Below are 19,516 nucleotides of genomic sequence, written 5' to 3' on the forward strand. Positions count from 1 at the left end.
GATCAAACTCTCCATTGTAAAATATTATATATTCTATTTCTAGAATGTCTGTAATCTGTTCAGAACGAATCTCCTAAATTATTGTAGTCTAAAACCTAGTTTTTTCGAAATCGGATTTACATCCGATGACGGTTTGTTTCTTTTTACCCGAGTACCGAAATAAATCTCAGCACTCGCTTCTTGTACTACTTTTCTGTCTATGTAAATCTTTTCAAAGAACTCTTTCTTCTTTCGAAGAACACCGGCTGCACTCAACATAAGAAATAAATTTCATTCTGTTTTCGTTTACACGATGTTTCTTTTTGCTTTATTAAAAACCGTTGTTCTTAAAAGCGAGTGCAAAAGTATAGGTTTTTATCCGAACCTCCAAATCTTTTTGCGAAAAAGATTCATTTTTATTTAATCTTTTCCTTTTTGTTGACATAAAACACATCAAGATTTTAAGTTCACCTTATTATATATAACACATTAGTATGCTTGTTTCAATATTTCAAGAATTTCCTGTGGCGTCATTTGCTTATATCCACCCATTAATAATGTAGAATTAGCAATCAATGGCAGCATCTCTTCTGTAGCATTGAGATCACGCAGGCGTGTCACCATTCCAGATTCCTTAATAAACTGTGCCAATGCATCTATACCAGCCTTTGCAAGTTGTTCCTTGGTCATGCCTTCTTCGTTGATATGCCATACCTCACGAGCAAAACGAGCAAACTTGTTTAGTCCGAACTGAGATACATAACGATAATAAGGTATAGAGATAGCAGCGAGTCCCATACCATGAGCACAATCAGTGTAAGCTCCCAACTGATGTTCTATCATGTGAACTTCCCAATCCTGCGCCTTTCCTAGTCCGGCAAGTGGGTTCATTGCCAGAGAAGAGCACCACATCAAATTGCTGCGAGCTTCATAATCTTCTGGATTTACTACTGCCACGCGTGTACTATCAATAATAGAGCGCAGCAATCCCTCAATGATATAACTTGAAGTTCCATTATCATCGCCGGCGAAATATGCCTCCATCAGATGAGACATCATATCAAAGATACCACTCAACATCTGATATTTAGATACAGAGTATGTAAATTCAGGATTTAAGATAGAGAAGCGAGGGTTCACATTTGCATCAAACACACGTCCCATCTTGATTTTCAATTCGTCATTTGTTATCACCGCACCCGAATTCATCTCTGATCCAGTACCTGCCATTGTCAGAATAGAAGCTATGGCAACCAACTTATTGTCAACGGGTTCAAAGTTCGTAAAATAACGTTGCCATGCGTCACCCTCGCAATAAGTAGATACCGAAATTGCCTTTGCGCAGTCAATAACCGATCCACCACCTACAGCAAGTATCAAATCTACATTGTTTTCTTTAACCAATCGGCATCCTTCCATCACTTTCTCGTAAGTAGGATTAGGCATAACTCCAGACAATTCAACAACCGTTTTACCAAGACTCTTACATGTTTCAATCACCTGGTCATAGACACCTATCTTCTTTATTGCTCCCTTACCATAAGCAAGCATAATTGTTTTACCATATTTAGCAAGTTCGGTTTTAAGTCCTTCCATTGCTGTGCGACCAAAATATATCTTGGTCTGATTCTCATAAGTGAAATCTAATTTCATAATTGCGATATCCTTTCTTTAATTATTTATTATTTTTACGGATGCAAAGTTAAATCATATTTCGTGTATAACGAGTATCCAAATTACAGATTAAAATACAAATATTACTGATTCTTCATCAGTCTTTCAGGTAATATACAATACTAGTCACAACACGCACCTTCTTTATAAAAGGAGTATTGGCATCACGGTCTTCAATAGATATCTGTCCTTGATCGGCACTCTTTATATTACCGAGATCACTTTCAGAATCCTTTGCGAATTTCTCAGCAGCCGTACGTGCGTTCTTTGTTGCCTGTTCTATCATCTTAGGTTTCACGCTGTTGAGTTTCGTGAATGCATATATCACAGTATTATTATAATCATTTGCCGTAATGGCTACGCCCTGTTTAAGCAACTCAGCCTGCTGGCTCATCAACTTTCTGACAAGATCCACCTTACTTGTTGAAACCGTCATCACTGATGTGACATTATACCTTTCCTTATATCCATTGTTATTATAAACATCTGCGGCCTTGTCAACGATCTGAGGAGCATTGACACTTATCTCGCTATCGGCTATACCTTTACTTACAAGGAAGTTTTTTACAATTCGATTATTCTTATTCACGTCTTGGTAAATAGAACCAAGATCATTACCAACAATCTTAAACGAGACGGGCCATGTCACTTTATTGGCTTTCACCTCCATTTCAGCCAAACCCTTTACGTTCACCACTCGCGAGTTGTCAGCCATACTGTTCAATCCGCTCTTGATGCAGACTCCCACCACGATAAGTCCCACCATCAGCAATGCTGCCGAAACAATTCTGTAGTTTTTCATAATCAATCTATAATTAAGTTGTTCACTAAATCACAAATATAGTGATTAAATAAACATATCGTACTATAAAATAAAGAAGTTTATGAAATATTTGATATTTATCATGGTATAGACATGTCGCTTGCATTGATACTGATTCATCTTGCAAGTAAAAGTCTAGTATAGGTTGCTTGAGAACGGCTGTTTGTATCTCAAGTAAACTTACCCCTGCTCTCTCTTGCATGATATTGAGAAAAGAAATTGACCAAATGATAAATCTATTATAGACAAAAAACAAATAATTACCTAACAAATGAGGATTGCACACTATTATATTAGTTGCTAACTTTGCGCACTGATAAAAACAGGATGTAAAACAGCTCTATAAAGACAGCATTATACCCGATGCTAATATAGCGATGACCCACCAATCTTACATGGAGAGTTCCTTCCTGAATAAACGTAATAAACAAAACAGATAAATAGTATGCTTACAGAGATTTTAATGACTTCGCTCATGATGGCTAGTCCACATTTAAAGACAGACAGCGTTATAAACATTAAAGAAGTCACCGTTACTGAGTTCAAGGCCAACAGGAGAAGTCTTGCACCATTGTCTGCAAACAAGATGAACGCAAGAGACTTAGACTTGCAGAATGTCACAAGTATGAAAGAACTCTCTACGCTTATACCAAATTTCTATATGCCCGATTATGGTTCAAGAGCCAACAGTCCTATATTTATACGTGGAATAGGTTCAAAGGCAAAGACATCGGCTGTCGGCTTTTATATTGACGGGATCCCACATTATGATATTTCTGCTTTAGATATCGACATGGCTGACATTGCAAGCATTGAGGTACTAAGGGGACCACAAGGAACATTATACGGACGTAATGCCATGGGAGGCATCATCGATATTCATACTTTCTCTCCCTTGGAATATCAGAACACGAGAATTAAAATCGGATATGGTAACAAAAACGACATCACTGCTCAGGCATCAAGTTATTTAAAGTTGGCCGACAACCTTGGTTTCTCTATCTCTGGAAATTATCACAGCAACGATGGCTTCTTCACGAATGTAGCAACGGGTAAAAAAGCGGATAAGATTAAAGAATATTCTGGCAGAACGGCTTTTGAATGGAAGCCTACTGAATTATGGAAATTCCGATTTAGTTCATGGATTGATTACAGCAACCAGAATGGTTATCCTTATGCTGTCTATGACAAGCAGAGCAACACCATCGGAGACATTTCTTACAACAGAACAAGCGGATTCAAACGACTGATTTCAAACAATGGACTATCAGCTGTCTACAATGGAAGCAACATCAGCTTCAGCAGTCAGACATCATATCAGTTTATGAATGGAAGCATGAATATTGATCAGGATTTCACTACTGCTGACAAATACTTTGTTACGAATGACTACCACATGAACACGCTCACACAGGAATTCACACTTAAATCTAATAATGACAAGAGATACCAATGGATTATCGGTGCTTTCGGACTCATTCAGAAGAAAGACAATGTTCTGACAACAGATTATATTGCTCAGAAATTCAGCATGCCTACCTATTACAGTGATCCTATATCATCTTTCGCTATCTATCATCAGTCATCTTATAATATATGGAAAGGTCTTTCTGCCACTGTTGGATTAAGATTTGACTATGAGCATGCAAAGAAAGATTATAAAAGATATACGATTGCAACAGGTTCTACTTCTGCTGACAATTCTCCGTATACATTCAACAACAATCTTAACTTCAACCAATTCTCGCCAAAATTCAGCTTGCAGTATCTCACTACCCTGCATAATAATTACTATGTCACCGTAAGTCGTGGTTATAAAGTGGGAGGATTCAACGAAACCATTACTTCCGACGACAACAAGACATACCAACCTGAATATAGCTGGAATTATGAAGTAGGAAGCAAACTACGATTCCTTGACGGTAAAATCACCACCGACCTCTCTTTATTTTATATTGACTGGAGACATCAACAGATTACCCATACTATTCCAGGAGTAGGCAACATCCTTACAAATGCAGGCCATAGCAACAGCAAGGGTGTTGAACTCTCTGTTTCTGCCCATCCTATATACAATTGGAATGTTGGATTAAGCTACGGATATACCTATGCTGAATTTCTCGATTACAAGCAAAGTGATAAGACAAATTATGATCACAATATGATTCCGATGGTCCCAAGAAATACTTTTGGCATAAACTCTGATTATACCTTATATCCTAAGTGTAACGTTGTCGATAGAATCACCTTCAGTGCAGGTCTCAACGGAACAGGTAAAATATATTGGGACGAAAACAATGCCCTAAGTCAGAAATTCTATCTTCTGCTCAATGCTAAAGTTATCGTCAGCAGCGGTAAGTTCAACTGGGAAATCTGGGGCAAGAACATCACTGGCACCGATTATCAGACCTATTGCTTCACATTAAATAATGCATATTATGTGCAGAAGGGCAGACCGTTGAGCTTTGGAACTTCAATAACATATAATTTCTGACAATGTTGAAAGCATGTGCTGCGGTAATCATCAAATCCGCCGTAACATGCTTTCCGTAATTATAGTATAAAAGACGATGAACAAGGACATAATCAACAAATATAATATTCAGGCACCGAGATACACCAGCTATCCCCCAGCCAACTATTTCAAAGAAATCAATGAAGATGATTTCATTCAGACTGTAGAAGATTCCAACGACGCTAAGAAAAACAACGTCTCTTTTTATCTCCATTTCCCCTACTGCAAACGCTTGTGCCATTACTGCGGATGCAACTCCTATAAATGGAAAGATCAGGAGTCTACTGATAGATATGTAGCTGCACTTCACAAAGAGATTGATCTCGTTGCCAAGCATCTTGATAAAAACAGACGCATCTCTCAGATACACTATGGAGGTGGAAGTCCTTCGCAGTTGAGTGCTTCAACGCTCAAAGAACTCAATCAGCACCTGTTGTCGTTGATGCCTACTATCGACAAGCCCGAAATTGCCATTGAATGCCATCCCGGATTTCTTGATCGTGAAGGTTGGGAAGCCATTGCCGATGCAGGGTTCAACAGAGTGAGCATCGGAATACAAGATACAGATGCTGATGTATTGGAAGCTGTAAACAGACAACCGTCAATACTGCCGATAAAAGAAATATTTGAAATCCTTAGATCAAAAGGAATCATCATCAATCTTGATTTCTTATATGGACTACCCCACCAAACACCAGAGGAGTTTGAGCGTGCCATATCAGAAGCCGTAAGTCTGCGTCCCGATAGAATCGTAACATTCAGCTATGGTCATGTGCCATGGGTTTTCAAGCGCCAACAGATATTAGAGAAGATTGGCTTACCCGACAGTGAAACCAAGGAAGAGATGGCTACAAGAGCAGCAAGTACGATTGTAAAAGCCGGATATCGCCGTATCGGTATGGACCATTTTGTATTACCTGATGACGAACTTAGTCAGGCTTTGGATACCCACCAACTGCATCGCAACTTTCAGGGCTATTGCACCCTTCGCACCACCGGTCAGGTTTATGCCTTTGGAGCAACAGGAATAAGTCAACTAGATGATGCCTTTGCCCAGAACGTAAAGAATATCGATGCGTATATTGATACTGTCAACAGCGGACATCTGCCTGTTGCACACGGATATAAACTTAATGAGAAAGAAAAGGTGATGCGTGAAATTTCCGAATCGTTAATGTGCAATTACTATTTAGACTGGAATGTATTAAGTAAGGAAACAAACATGTCTGTCTCTGAGTTAAAAGCCTGCACCAACTACGATGAAGAAAAACTCAAAGAAATGGCGGCCGATGGACTTATAAACATGTCTGGCAACATCATTGCCATGGCTGAAATGGGTTCGCCGTTTGTAAGGAATGTAGTTGCTGCCTTAGATCCGCTGATGATCAATACCGATAGAAAATTCTCTAAACCAATATAAGATGATGGACAATACTCACGATATAGTTATTATTGGAGCAGGACTCACGGGGCTCACTACAGCTTTCGCATTGCGTAATAAAAACCGGAATGTAACAATCCTTGAAAGCGACAATAAAATTGGCGGACAGATTCAGTCTCATCATGTCAATGGTTTCGTTTTTGAGAGTGGTCCCAACACTGGTGTTGTCAAATATCCTGAAGTAATGGATTTATTCCATTCGCTCAACGACAGTTGCAAACTTGAAATTGCCCAAGCTTCTGCAAAGAGAAGACTCATTTGGAAAGGCAGCAAGTTTCATGAACTGCCTTCAGGACTTCTCAGTGCCATCACCACTCCCCTATTCACAACCTACGACAAACTACGCATTCTCACAGAACCATTCAGAGCCAAAGGCAACAATCCCGATGAAAGCGTTGCTGAATTAACAAAAAGACGCCTTGGAAGTTCATATCTTGACTATGCCGTTGACCCATTCCTTGCCGGAGTCTATGCTGCCAATCCTACGATGCTGCCTACAAAATACGCATTGCCCAAACTCTATGATTTGGAACAGGACTATGGCAGTTTCATTCTTGGGGCGATTAAAAAAGCTCGTCAACCAAAGACCGACAGAGATAAAACAGCTACCAAAGAAGTATTCTCCACCCATGGCGGACTATCAAGTCTAACGAGTGCGATGGCTGACAAAATTGGTTCAGACAACATTCTATTAAATGCAAAGTCAATCAGCATAACCCCTTCTGCCGATGGTTTCAATATCAACTACACTGTGAATGGTGAGCAGCAGAATATAAAGTGCAACAAGGTAGTCACCACCTGCGGCGCTTACGCTCTCTCAACGCTTCTGCCATTTGTAGACAGCGACATCATGCAAACAATCACGAATCTCAAATATGCACCCGTGATACAGGTAGGCGTAGGAATTGCCGACACCAAGGGAGTTTGTCACAGCGCCTTTGGTGGTCTTGTTCCTTCCAAAGAAAAGCGTGATGTATTAGGCATTCTGTTTCCTTCCGACTGTTTTGCAGAGCGTGCCCCCAAAAGAGGAGCCGCTTATGCCTTCTTCATTGGTGGCATGAGACATCCTGAGATGATAAAGCTCAGCGATGAAGAGATAAAACGCCATGTAATAGATGATTTACACAGCATGATGAAATATCCCGCAAAGACACAGCCCGATGAAATCGAAATCTATCGTCATGATAAAGCCATTCCACAATATGAAAGCAGTACAGGCGCAAGATTAAAGAGCATAGACTTGTTGCAACAGAAATATCCTGGACTAGTCATCGCCGGTAATCTTAGAGATGGCATCGGAATGGGCGACCGCATCAAGCAGGCTTACGATATTGCAGCAAGCATGTAAAAAACACATAGATATCCCGCAGAGACCTTTTGGGGATATAACTGCAATATCTGCTAACGCAGATGTGTTCTCACGCAGATTAAATATAACACATAAAACCCATATTCTCCCGCAGATAGCGCAGATCTCGCAGAGGAATGCAGCCTTGCTGCATTATTTCGCAGAGAAAGACAGTTAGTGTAGTTTTTGGGGTTGTCTGCGTAATCAGCGAGATCTGCGGGAGAATTGGCCGTTCACACGTGCAAAGAAAAAAAACATATCAGCGGGAAACTACAGGAATCTGTAAGAGAATAAACACTCGCAGCCCATGAGCATTTTATATCATAATTTAATATAGAATGTATTCTTTGGGTATATTTTGTAGTTGTTCTTCAGCTAATCTTTCTTTTTTGCTAACAATAATCTTCATATACCACGGTTCGGCAAGATCAAAGAATCCTGTTTCTTCTTGAGAGTTCGTTTGATTAAAAATTATTTCAGATTCAAAAGAATCAAACTTCCTTCCTGCATATTTCCCCTTTTCTGATTCAGCAAGGATGTAAGCTTTATATCTACACAAAGAAGGATAATAGACTCCATTAATTTCAGAATAAGTAATCTTTTGATTTACTATCCATTTAGAATACTTCCAACCTGTAAGAATATTAAAGGTAGTTCTCGTAAAACCATTTGTGTTGTTGTCTATATTATAGCCAATACCAGTATCTCGTATAACAGAGAGAATTATGCATTTAGCGGTATCTACATTAATATACCCCTTATCCTCTTTATCATATTTTATAGACTTGAAATAAAGTTGAACCACATCTTTATCTTCCGCATTAAAAGCATCATTAACTTGGAATTTATGGTGCTTAATAAATTTCATATCCATTTCATCCACGAAGTCATGATAAACCATTCGCTTCATATTTGTGAAATCACAACCTGCGGTACTATCTTTAAAATGGATATACCCTTTCGATGGTTTTATTTCAAATCGCGTTTTTGTTGATGATGAAGGTATTCTGATGATACCAGAATTTTCAAACCAATAACCACTATTGTCACTAGCATTTCGTGTGTTATAACTATAGTGAAAATTTTCTGTTGCAGTTCGGTATTTATCTTTTTTATTCTCAATAAACCTCTTTAAGAAAGGACGAATCCATTGCGGTTCCGCATTACTGACAACAACTTCTGACAAAAGATTCTCCTTCGGAATAAGAAATACTGTGTCTGGTGTATTAGTGAATGTTTGTTGTGTGTAACCTACATGACTAATACAAAGTTTTTGAAATGAAAAGTCAATCGTTGCAATTCCCTTTTCATCAGTCGCAGTACCTCTATATTCCCCTTTTTCCGCTTTATAAACATTCGTATATGGTATAGGCGCTTTGGTAAATGCATCACAAACAACAATTCGTGACTGCCCCATAGCGCTTTGCCCATAAACGAGAATGACACAAGTGGTAATAAGAGTCTTCCTTATTTTCATAGTCCTTTAATTTCTAGCTTTAAAAAATTCATTTATATCTAGATGAGACTATTTTCTAAATCACTTATACTTTGTTTGCCGGAGCACCGATATATCTGTTGTCAGCAGACAGCGTCTCATTCTTCATCAGTACTGACAGTGGGTCGAGGATGGCATTCTTTTCCATCTTTGAATCATAAAGCACAACAGACATACCACCAACAGAACAGTTTTCTTCCATCGTTACATACGACATCTTCATCACACGATCCTCAAAGAGGTGAGTCTGCATAGTACAGTTGTCGTTAAGGGCAACGTAGTCATCCACATGTATCAGGTCAAACTCTGTAATCTGGGTTGTAAACAAACAGGTTCGTTTACCAATCTTACAGCCAAGTAATCGAAGTGGATACTTTATAAATGGTGTTCCTGTAAGGATGTTCAGGCAAAACAGCACAAGGAAATTCTCATACAGACCGGTGACAAGTTCGCTACGCCATACAAATCCGCTCCATAAAGGCTTGTTTTGTGGCACGTATTTTCCCACGATGACCCATTTCAGCAGTGCTGTAATAAATATACCGATGATTGATACACCGATGTAGAGTAATGGGAACCATAATATGAGTTCACTAAGATCTCGCTCAATCTGCATGTAAGAAGTTATATCGGTGATGATACCCGCCATAAAGATGAAAAATGTTGATGGCAGAACAACACGGAAAAACTCGATGAAATAACGGTAGCAGAACAGTTTTCTGGAAGGTTTGTAAGTGCGCTCTGATGAGAAATCATGATTCACATCCCTTCGTGGCAAGAATACCGCAGGTGATCCAAACCAGTTTGTGCCATCTTTTGCTGGCAGATTTTCTTCCTTCATCTTTGAAAGTACACCCACAAGCACATCGTCTCCTAGCTTTGTTCCCGGACTCATCACGGCACTATTGCCTACGAATGTACGGTTACCAATATATGTTTTGGCGATCTCGATATAGCCGTTACGCACATACGAAGCTCCCACTGAAACAGAATCGGCAAGGAAACATTCATCTCCCGTAACAAGTAAGTCTGGAGAAATAAACTCTACGGTAGATATTTCCACACGTTTTCCCATCTTCACACCTAGCATCTTGAACCACTTTTGTAGGTAGAGCGTTGTGTAAAGCGTGCCTATTACCTGCAAACTCAACTTCATCAACTGGTCAAAAAACCATTTCTTATAGTAGAAAAGACTGTTCACCTTGTAGCGTCCTTCCTTGATATTGCCCAGAAGCAACCATTTGAATATTGCGATAATCACTGTCAGAAGCACCACGAATGATACGCCGACGAGTAGTGTTATCCATGCAAAATGCCAGATGTTGGAAACATAATTGATGTGAGCCACTGCCAACATACCAGGGTAGAAAGCTACCATCGTTATAAGTGGAATGATGAAAACAGATGCCAATGAAAGCAACGTAAATTTCGGAGACCATAGTTTGATTGTCTCTTTCTTTTCGTTGACCCCTATTTTGCGTGGAGGCGAGCCACCCCAGTTCTCGTTAGCAGGTATTGTTGTACCTTCAGGAATCAGTGTCAAGTCTTCAATCGAACTGTTTTTGCACATTTTAGAATTATGTGCCAAACAGCATCGAGTTCCTACAAAAGCATTATCTTCGAGTTCTATCGTACCTATCTTTAGCCAACCATCTTCGATCGTATATCCTCTCAAGTGTGTATCCGTACAAATACTTACATTATCACCTATCTTTACCAAGTCGAATGCGTCAATGGCTGATGTATTGATATAAGTATTGTTTCCTACTTTTGCACCCATAAACCGCATAAACCAGTTCATGATAGATGTTCCTGTAAAGTATATCACAGGACAGATGGCAGTAACCTTGCCTACAATCCAGAAGCGGAAGTAGTAACTGCCCCAGAGTTTATATTTGCCTGGGCGTATTCGTCCAATAACAATCCATTTGAATAGAATAGAGAATACCGTGAGACTTGGCAGAATCAAGAAGTACGACAACAGACTGATGTAGATAGAGTTCACCATTCCATAGTCGGCTGAATAGAAATAAGAATAGACAAAGAAAGGTCCTAGCCATTCCAATCCGAACAATAAAGTTAGGAATATGAGTGATATGCCCTGACATAAAGAGCAAAGATAATATTGCAATGTTGGCACCTTGTAGATATCCCTCTCCTCTTTCTTCTCGTCTGCTGAGGGACGTTTGCCCTCCAGTTCCTTTGCAAGATCTGAAAGCACCGGAAATTTGTATACATCCACCACAGACATATTCTCAAACATCTTCTGTTCTCTCATCTCCGACACGACAATAGCAGCGAGCAGCGAGTGTCCTCCCAGATCATTAAAGAAGTGATCGTCCATTGAAATGTCATCACGACCAATGTTCTTGGCAATAACTTTAACCATTGCCTTCTCTAGCTGTGTTGAAGGTTGGATAATATTTCTGTCTTTCGAGAAGCTCAGAGGGGTTTTAGGAGCCGGCAATCTCTTGCGGTCTATCTTCTGGCTCGATGTCATTGGCAGTTCGCTAATCTCATCGAGCGTTGATGGAATCATGTAATAAGGCAGTAACAACCTTAACTGCTTTGCTACGACAGCACGGTCTACCGTCTTTCCCGCACGTAGCACAACGAAAGCCGCTAACTGTTGAGTCGCATTATCCAGTGTTACCGCTGCCGCCTGTATGGCTTCATTCTGCATCAGCAGTCCTTCTATCTCGGCAAGTTCCACACGAAATCCGCGTACTTTCACCTGAGCGTCGGCACGTCCGATAAACACAAATTCGTGATCCCGATTATATTTAGCCAAATCGCCAGTGCGATAATATCGTTTCATCTTACCGCAGTAACGTTCGGTAGTGATAAATTTCTTTGCTGTGAGATCGTCACGGTTTAAATAGCCACGAGCTATACAATCACCGCCAATGAGAATCTCACCTTCCTTGTCAGTCTCGTCAATCACATTCATCTCCTCATCCACCAAGAGAACGTCATATCCGTCCAAAGCTTTACCGATGGTAACCTCCTGACAAGGTTCGAGAATAGAATAAGTCGCAATGACCGTAGCTTCTGTAGGACCGTAAGTATTGTACACTGCACGACCTTTTTTGCACCATCGGTTGGCGATATCACGGGAGCAAACCTCACCGCCAAATATCAGTATTCTAAGATGTGGAATGTCGTCTTTCACCATCGACAATAATGTTGGCGCACATGATAGGAATGTGATGTCCAGACTTTGCAGTATTGAAGAAAACCTGTCGCCGGAGCGCATAATGTCGAATGTACCGATCACAAGAGTAGCACCTGCCGATAATGGCACCCATATTTCTTCTACTGATGCATCAAAAGATACCGAAAATCCCTGTAAGGCTCTGTCGGTTTCGTTGATGGGGTAAATCTTTCTTGCTCCGTTAACGTATGTCACGGCGTTTTTATGCATCAGCAGCACCCCTTTAGGCTTACCCGTGGTGCCTGATGTATATATCATGTAGCATAGATTATCCTCACTCCTTCCATCCACAATGGGTTTTGTGTCGGGGTAATCATCCAGTTCTGTTCTCTGTTTGTCAATATTGAATATCGGGAATGATGACAGTTGTTCACCTATTCTATCCAATATCTCATCCGAAGTGATAAGCAGTTTGGCATCAGCATCCTCCATGATAAAATTAACTCTGTCTGCAGGAATCTCCGGATCGAGTGGAATATATGCCGCACCGGTTTTGAGAACGCCAAGCATGGAGATGATGACTTCTGCGCACCGTGGCAAGAGGATTGTAACCTTGTCTTCAGGACCTATCGACAAACCTTTAAGGTAGTTTGCCAATTTGTTTGCTAACTGTTCTGCATCAATATAGGTATATTGTTTTTCACCTTCTTCAACTGCAATGTTATTGGGGAAAGTTTTTACTGAATTTTCAAAGAAAGAGTCTAAAAACATATAATAATATCTTTATTAAGTTTGTCTCAAAATTGTATCGTCATATTTGATAGTTCGATACAAGTTTGTACCATCTATTGCTATCAATATCAATCATGAAATGTTAATTGTGGCAAAGATAGGAATTAATATCTAAATCCATTTGTATAGCAGATTTTTTTTGAGATATTTTATCTTTTTTCTTAAAAATAAAAACTACAGCGAAAGACGAGGCGGTACACCATATTACTTGCCACTAGAAAACGGCAAGCAATAAATCCAAAAGAGGAGCCGCTTATGCGTTCTTTATTGGGAAACATTTAGAGATGATAAAGCTCAGCGACGAAGAGATAAAACATCATGTAATAGATAATTTACACAGCATGATGAAATATCCCACAAATACGCAGCCGATAAAATTGAAATCTATCGTCATGCCAGAGCCATTCCGCAATATGAAAGCAGCACAGGCGCAAGATTAAGAAGCATACCCTTGTTGCAGCATAAATATTCTGGACTAGTCATTGCCGGTAATTTTAGAGATGGCATCGGAATGAGCGACCGCATGAAACAGGCCTACGATATTGCAGCGAGTATGTAAAAAGATGACATGGATATCCCGCAGATACCTTTTAGGGATATAGCAGCAATATCTGCTAACGCAGTTATAATTTATCAACATAAAGAGCATTATCTCCCGCAGATTCCCCCAGATAAAACACAGTTTGTAGTTGGGGTTAGTTTTTGGGGTTCTCGCTGATTAATTGAGTCTTCTTGCATGATTATTCTCTCGCAGATTACGCAGACGAATGCAGCAAGCTGCATTATTTCGCAGAGAAACAGCAAACAACAAACAGCATGAACGACATTGTCTCCACTATGTTGCAATTATCTTTATCAGCTTTAGCAGATTCATGTACCCAATTTGTCTTTGTCTGCGTGAATCTGCGAGAGAACGGTCGTTTTACACATGCAAAGAAAATGTTATAGTAGGCTATGGTTATTCATATGTAGCAATGACATTTATGAAATATGAATGTTTGTTATTATTTAGTGTCCTATCGGTAAATCAAATATAATAACTTTTTGCGTAAAATAACTACGCAAAACGCACAAATAAGCATTAGATTATTTGGTTTATAATAATAAATGATGTAACTTTGCAAACAAAATTATCAATAGAACAATGATTGAAAGCATTAAGATAGAAAATTTCTTGTCTTTTAAGGAAGAGCAGGAGATATCATTTATAGCATCTCGAGAAAAGGGTCAAAATCCATCAGAGTCCGAAAATTGGTACACAACGATTGGAAATACTAAAATTTTAAAGATGCTTATCTTCATTGGAAATAATGGAGCAGGAAAAACGAATGCATTGGCTGCCATTAAATATTTACGCAATATAGCTTTGCATAAATGTGATAATATTGAAGAAAAGCCAGATTATGAACCTTTCATGTTGGATGATGATTCCAGAAATAATCCTTCTAAGATTTCTATAGCATTTTTTATAAATGACATTAGGTATACATACAATATTTCCGTAAGTGTTGATTCTATTATTGAGGAAACATTAATAATGCATGATGGGCGTAACACCGCATCTGTCTTTAAGAGACAGACTGATAGTAAAAGAACTTCTATTGTGTTTGGCAATGCTTGTGATCTATGTTCAGAAGATAAAAAAACTCTAACGGTTAATACATTAGGAAATACCTCCACTTTAGCGACATTTGGATCTTTGAATCTTTCTAGTGCAGTATTACGAAGTTGTTACCAATATTTTCGTAATGAGATGCGATTCGTATCAGAATCTGACTTTGATCCTACAGAACTGGCTTCTGATGATGATTCTATCAATGATCCTATATTAAAGGATATTCTTATTAGAGTATTTAAAAGTGTAGATGTTAAAATTTGCGATTATGAGGTAACAGAACAAGCTATTGATATTCCTAAAGATATATTAGAGGTTGCTCCTAAATCATGGATAGAACAAATGAAGGAAAAATATCCAGACGGAAAACTGCATAAGCGGATGATAACGTTTATGCATAATACGACTCATGGTAATTATCCTATTAATGTTGAAATGGAATCAAAAGGAACAATTAGTATGTTACATATGATAATGCTCATTTTTGATATGATAAAGAATAGGAGATCTACCTTTATTGACGAGTTTAGTTATTCGGTACATCAAGTGTCAATGGATTTAATGATAAGATTGTTTGTTGCACTTTCAAAAAGGAGTCAAATAATTATAACAACTCAAACAGTAGCTATACTTAACAGTATAAATCTAAGAAGGGATGCAATTAGGATTTACCAGAAAACAGACGATGGTGAGACTCGCATTAACATTGTTAATCAAGCACTAATCCACAAGAATAAAAACTTATATAATGTGTATATGAGTAATAAACTTGAAGGATTACCATTTGTAGAGAAATATTTTAAATTTGACGAATTTATTGAAAACATAAAAAATGAATTAAAATAATTTATTGCATATATAAAGCGTAGAATTTCTACGCTTTATACTTTTGCAGCCGAAGGAAATACCTTTGGTTTTTATTTAGCGTATAAAAAATACGTAAAAACATCTCGAAATATTTGGAGATGTGAAATTTAATATATATCTTTGCCAAAATATAACAAGAAAGGAGGTAAAGATTTTTTTCAGGAATAAGATTCATTAAATAAAAAAAGAGAACGCACCGGCAAGTAAGTTCTCTTTTCCTGAGGTCCAAAACAGGTTGAGGACGCTCAATACTGGATAATTAATCCAGTCGCTTTATTAAGTCCGACAAAGTTACATATAATTTTCGAGTTATTGCATATTTTAAGGTGCTTTTTATAAAAATATACCTGAAAATTTCGTTTTACGATAAAAATATAATACGTATGCGAATAAAAAATAATAAATTGTCATGCTCTGATATTAGAGCTTGGCAAGTAATAACTAAAAAATATAAACATGAATAAAATCAAATTTTATCCAGTAGATAACGGTGATACCGTTTTAATTAAAGTTGAACAAACAACTATTCAAATAGATGCTAATATCAGAGATAATGATGATTGCTATGATGTAATGTCGGATTTATTAGAAGAATTAACTGCTGACAACAAAGGAAGATACCATCTTAATTTGTTTCTGTTGACTCATCCTGATGAGGACCATTGTCGTGGTGTTGATGATAACTATTATCTAGGTGATCCAGACAAATACTCAGATAGTGATAAGGATAATGATCTTGTTATAATCGATGAGTTGATGGTGACTTCTATGTTATTTAGCGAGGCTACTAGTACACCAGCTAAAGCATTGAAGAAAGAAGCAAATAGACGCAAAAAACTTTGGGATGAAAATTCGTCTTTAAAGAACAAAGATGGTAATCGTCTTGTCATGATAGGTTATGATGGCGATAAGAAATATGCCAATGTTCCTTCTTATATTCCAGGAGAAACTATTAATAAAATTAATGGTAAAGTTATGGCATTGCTAGAATTCTTTGTACACTCTCCTTTTAAGGATAACCTAATTGAGGGGAAAGCAGAAAAGGACAAAAATGAAACGTCCATAGTAATGCAGGCTAGATTTAAAAATGCTACTACTGATTCAGAACCAAAAGCTCTTTATCTATTTGGAGGTGATGCTGATTATTGTATATGGGAAGAGATTCAGAACCAATGCTCAAATCATCATAATGATGATAAGCTAGATTTTGATATATTCCTTGCACCGCACCATTGCTCATGGTCTTACTTTAACGATGTTCCTTATGATGAAGAAGAAAATGGTACTCCTGTTGAGTCATCAAAAGAGTTGATTACTAATCATAAAACAGATGGAGCTTTGATTATTGCTTCGTCAAAATTGATTAAGGACGACGATGATAACCCTCCTCATTATGCTGCCAAGAAAGAGTATAAAAAGCTTATTGGGTCTACTGATAAGTTTATATCTCTAGCCGAGGAACCAAACTCTAAAAATCCCCAACCTGTTGTGTTTGAGATAACCTCTAATGGCTTTCAAAGAAAGGATAAGAATCAACAGTCAGGGGCGACTGGTTCTTCTTTAGGTAATACAGGTTCAGGCAAAAAGTCAACATATGGCAGAAAGTAACGATTTTATTCAGTTTATTAAATGCACATCGGCGGAGATTCCGCCGTGTGTATTTAATGATGTCAAAAGAATAGCTAGTATGCCTGATGTTACTTTTGACCAAACTTTCTATAAATACAATAATTCACATGTTATAAAACTTGCTTTAAAACTCGAGTTACCAACAAGATACAATAAGTTTATTGGGTTAGTGAAAGAGGAAGAACCTGTATTCATCGTTTTCTCTGAAAATTATCCAGATAGTGTTCCTTGTGCTTGTATAGGAAGAAATGACTTTGATTTTGAACATACGCCTCATATCTACTGTAATAAGGATGGATTACGTCCTATATGCTTGTTCCGTGGTAATGGTGACGAATGGTTTGCTAACATGGAACTAGAGGATTATATCAAGCATTTGCGTGCTTGGTATGAAGATTTGGCTACTGTTAATAATATTTTAAACGGAGGTGAGTTTGAGCCATTAAGATTAGAGGGCTATAGAGCTACATTAATTTATGATTATGATCAGTTATCTGCTAATGTAGACAGCCTATTTGGTAAGCAAGAAAATCATAATATGTTTTTTTTGTATTTTAAAAATAAGATAATCATAAATTTAACAAACAACAATCTATGGATTTTAAAATGTAATTTTATCGATATAAATAAAGACTTCTTGCCCGGTGCAATATATTGGAGTCAGTCTTCAGTTTCTAACGATGATTATGATGTTAATTTGCCAGATACTTATGGTGGACTTATAACTTATGCTAATAAATATGGTATAAACCTTAATGTTTCAATTGATAGTATCTATAAACTTAATAATAATCAATCCTCGAGATTTATTATTATTTTGGCAATACGCAGAAGTAAAAAGCTAATAGGCGTAAATTCTGTTTTTCAATTTGTAAATTTTGAGGTAAGTTTTGATAAAGATGAAAAAGGCGATTTTGTCTTGTCAAATTCTTCTAAAGTATGCTTTCATAAACAAGGATCTCCATTTACTAAAATAAAAGCACATGAAATCTCAAATTTAGATAAAGCAATTGAGCCATCTTTGCTTATAGCTGGTTGTGGTGCTCTTGGTTCTAAGGTTGCCATGCACTTTATCAGAGCCGGTATTACAAATATACTATTTTCAGATCCAGATAACCTTAGTGCTTTTAATTTAAGCCGACATGCATTGTTTAGTAACTCTATTTCATGTAATAAGGCTGATGAAATGAAACAGGTTGCAGACTCAATGTATTCTCATGAGACGATAAATACTGAGGCATCCCATAAGCCTGTGAAGACAATACTTCAAGATAATAAAATCATGGAGGCGAGACATACTGATTATATTCTTGATTTCACGGCTTCAAGGATTGTTTATAATCTGTTGGTACAAATAGAATCTCGACCATCAGTTATTAGCTCTGCAATTTATAATGATGGAAAATTTGGTTTGTTACTTTGTGAAAGCGAGGATTGTTTGTTAAGAATTGATGATATATTCATCTCTTTTTTGACTCAGTATAATGTAGATCCTTTCATATCAAACTACTTAATAAAAGACAAGCAACTAGCTGACGAGCCTGCTTCTTTAATGAATGTTGGTCTTGGTTGCAATTCTGAAACTTTCATACTCTCAGATGACGTTATTTCGCAGTATGCTTCAGCTATGAGTATTACTTCAAAGCGCATTTTTGAAGGTAAATATAGTGATGGAGGGTGTTGGCTATATAAAGCTGATGACGAAGGTAGTTTGGTCGTGAAGAAAATAAATATTCCTTCATTCCGTATCTACAATGTAGATGGATGGAGTATTCGAATTAGTGAACAAGTGATAACATCTATTATAAACCAGGCAGAAAATTATGGATCTAATGAGACTGGTGGCTATCTTATAGGGCAGTGTAATACAAAGAACAGAACAATTCATGTTATTGGAGATATTGTTGCTCCTGATGATACAAAGAGAGGACCAGATAATGTAATTCTTGGTAAAAAAGGATTGAGGAAAAGACTATCTCATATAGAACGTCTTTCTGGTGCAACTTTTGGATATGTAGGCGAATGGCATTCACATCCAAACGGTCCAGACACTTTTAGTATTACAGATCATAAAGAGTTTTCTAAAAAAGTTTTAGAGATGAAAACTAATAATAACTCAAAACCAATACTTGAAGTACTTTTGGCTCCAAACAGCTTACAATGTGCAGTATTGCTTTAATTTAA

The 19,516-nt window shown here is 37.7% G+C and carries 11 protein-coding genes; 7 read left to right on the plus strand and 4 right to left on the minus strand.

The window, feature by feature from the left end; translation table 11 throughout:
• Nucleotides 1–468: 468 nt before the first annotated feature.
• Both B045_RS0109000 and B045_RS0109005 read right to left on the minus strand, forming a co-directional pair.
• A complete protein-coding gene (locus B045_RS0109000) occupies nt 469–1,632 on the minus strand; it encodes an iron-containing alcohol dehydrogenase (protein WP_018463942.1) in 1,164 nt (387 codons plus the stop codon).
• 118 nt (nt 1,633–1,750) lie between these two features.
• Entirely contained in the window at nt 1,751–2,455 is a 705-nt protein-coding gene (locus tag B045_RS0109005) for an SIMPL domain-containing protein (RefSeq protein WP_018463943.1), read from the minus strand.
• Nucleotides 2,456–2,921: 466 nt separating this feature from the next.
• On the opposite strand from B045_RS0109005, the gene B045_RS0109015 reads away from it, so the two are divergent.
• From B045_RS0109015 to hemG, 3 genes are all read left to right on the plus strand, one after another.
• A complete protein-coding gene (locus B045_RS0109015; RefSeq protein ID WP_025884216.1) occupies nt 2,922–4,970 on the plus strand; it encodes a TonB-dependent receptor in 2,049 nt (682 codons plus the stop codon).
• 76 nt (nt 4,971–5,046) lie between these two features.
• Nucleotides 5,047–6,411, plus strand: a complete 1,365-nt coding sequence (gene hemN / locus B045_RS0109020; protein ID WP_018463946.1) for an oxygen-independent coproporphyrinogen III oxidase — start codon at nt 5,047–5,049, stop codon at nt 6,409–6,411.
• Between the two features lies 1 nt (nt 6,412).
• The gene (gene hemG / locus B045_RS0109025) at nt 6,413–7,780 is read left to right on the plus strand and encodes a protoporphyrinogen oxidase (protein WP_018463947.1); all 1,368 of its coding nucleotides are present in this window, start codon (nt 6,413–6,415) and stop codon (nt 7,778–7,780) included.
• A gap of 328 nt (nt 7,781–8,108) precedes the next feature.
• Here hemG and B045_RS0109030 read toward each other — a convergent pair whose 3' ends face one another.
• Both B045_RS0109030 and B045_RS0109035 read right to left on the minus strand, forming a co-directional pair.
• Nucleotides 8,109–9,257, minus strand: coding sequence for a peptidase associated/transthyretin-like domain-containing protein (locus B045_RS0109030; RefSeq protein ID WP_018463948.1), 1,149 nt, complete (start codon nt 9,255–9,257; stop codon nt 8,109–8,111).
• Between the two features lie 64 nt (nt 9,258–9,321).
• Nucleotides 9,322–13,200 (minus strand): Pls/PosA family non-ribosomal peptide synthetase, encoded by a 3,879-nt coding sequence (locus tag B045_RS0109035; protein WP_018463949.1) that lies wholly within the window; start codon nt 13,198–13,200, stop codon nt 9,322–9,324.
• A gap of 305 nt (nt 13,201–13,505) precedes the next feature.
• Between B045_RS0109035 and B045_RS15330 the strand changes: the two genes are divergently transcribed.
• The 4 genes from B045_RS15330 (at nt 13,506) to B045_RS0109060 (ending at nt 19,511) form a co-directional block, all read left to right on the plus strand.
• On the plus strand, nt 13,506–13,661 hold the full coding sequence (locus B045_RS15330; protein WP_018463950.1) for a hypothetical protein: 156 nt from the start codon (nt 13,506–13,508) through the stop codon (nt 13,659–13,661).
• A 704-nt stretch (nt 13,662–14,365) separates the two neighbouring features.
• Complete coding sequence (locus B045_RS0109050; protein WP_018463952.1) at nt 14,366–15,682, plus strand: AAA family ATPase; 1,317 nt, start codon at nt 14,366–14,368, stop codon at nt 15,680–15,682.
• 477 nt (nt 15,683–16,159) lie between these two features.
• Nucleotides 16,160–17,311, plus strand: coding sequence for a ComEC/Rec2 family competence protein (locus B045_RS14480; RefSeq protein ID WP_018463953.1), 1,152 nt, complete (start codon nt 16,160–16,162; stop codon nt 17,309–17,311).
• On the plus strand, nt 17,298–19,511 hold the full coding sequence (locus tag B045_RS0109060) for a ThiF family adenylyltransferase (protein WP_018463954.1): 2,214 nt from the start codon (nt 17,298–17,300) through the stop codon (nt 19,509–19,511). Before B045_RS14480 ends, B045_RS0109060 begins: the two co-directional genes overlap by 14 nt.
• Nucleotides 19,512–19,516 lie beyond the last annotated feature (5 nt).

Source organism: Segatella paludivivens DSM 17968 = JCM 13650 (assembly GCF_000373185.1).
In the GTDB taxonomy this organism is placed as follows: Bacteria; Bacteroidota; Bacteroidia; order Bacteroidales; family Bacteroidaceae; genus Prevotella; species Prevotella paludivivens.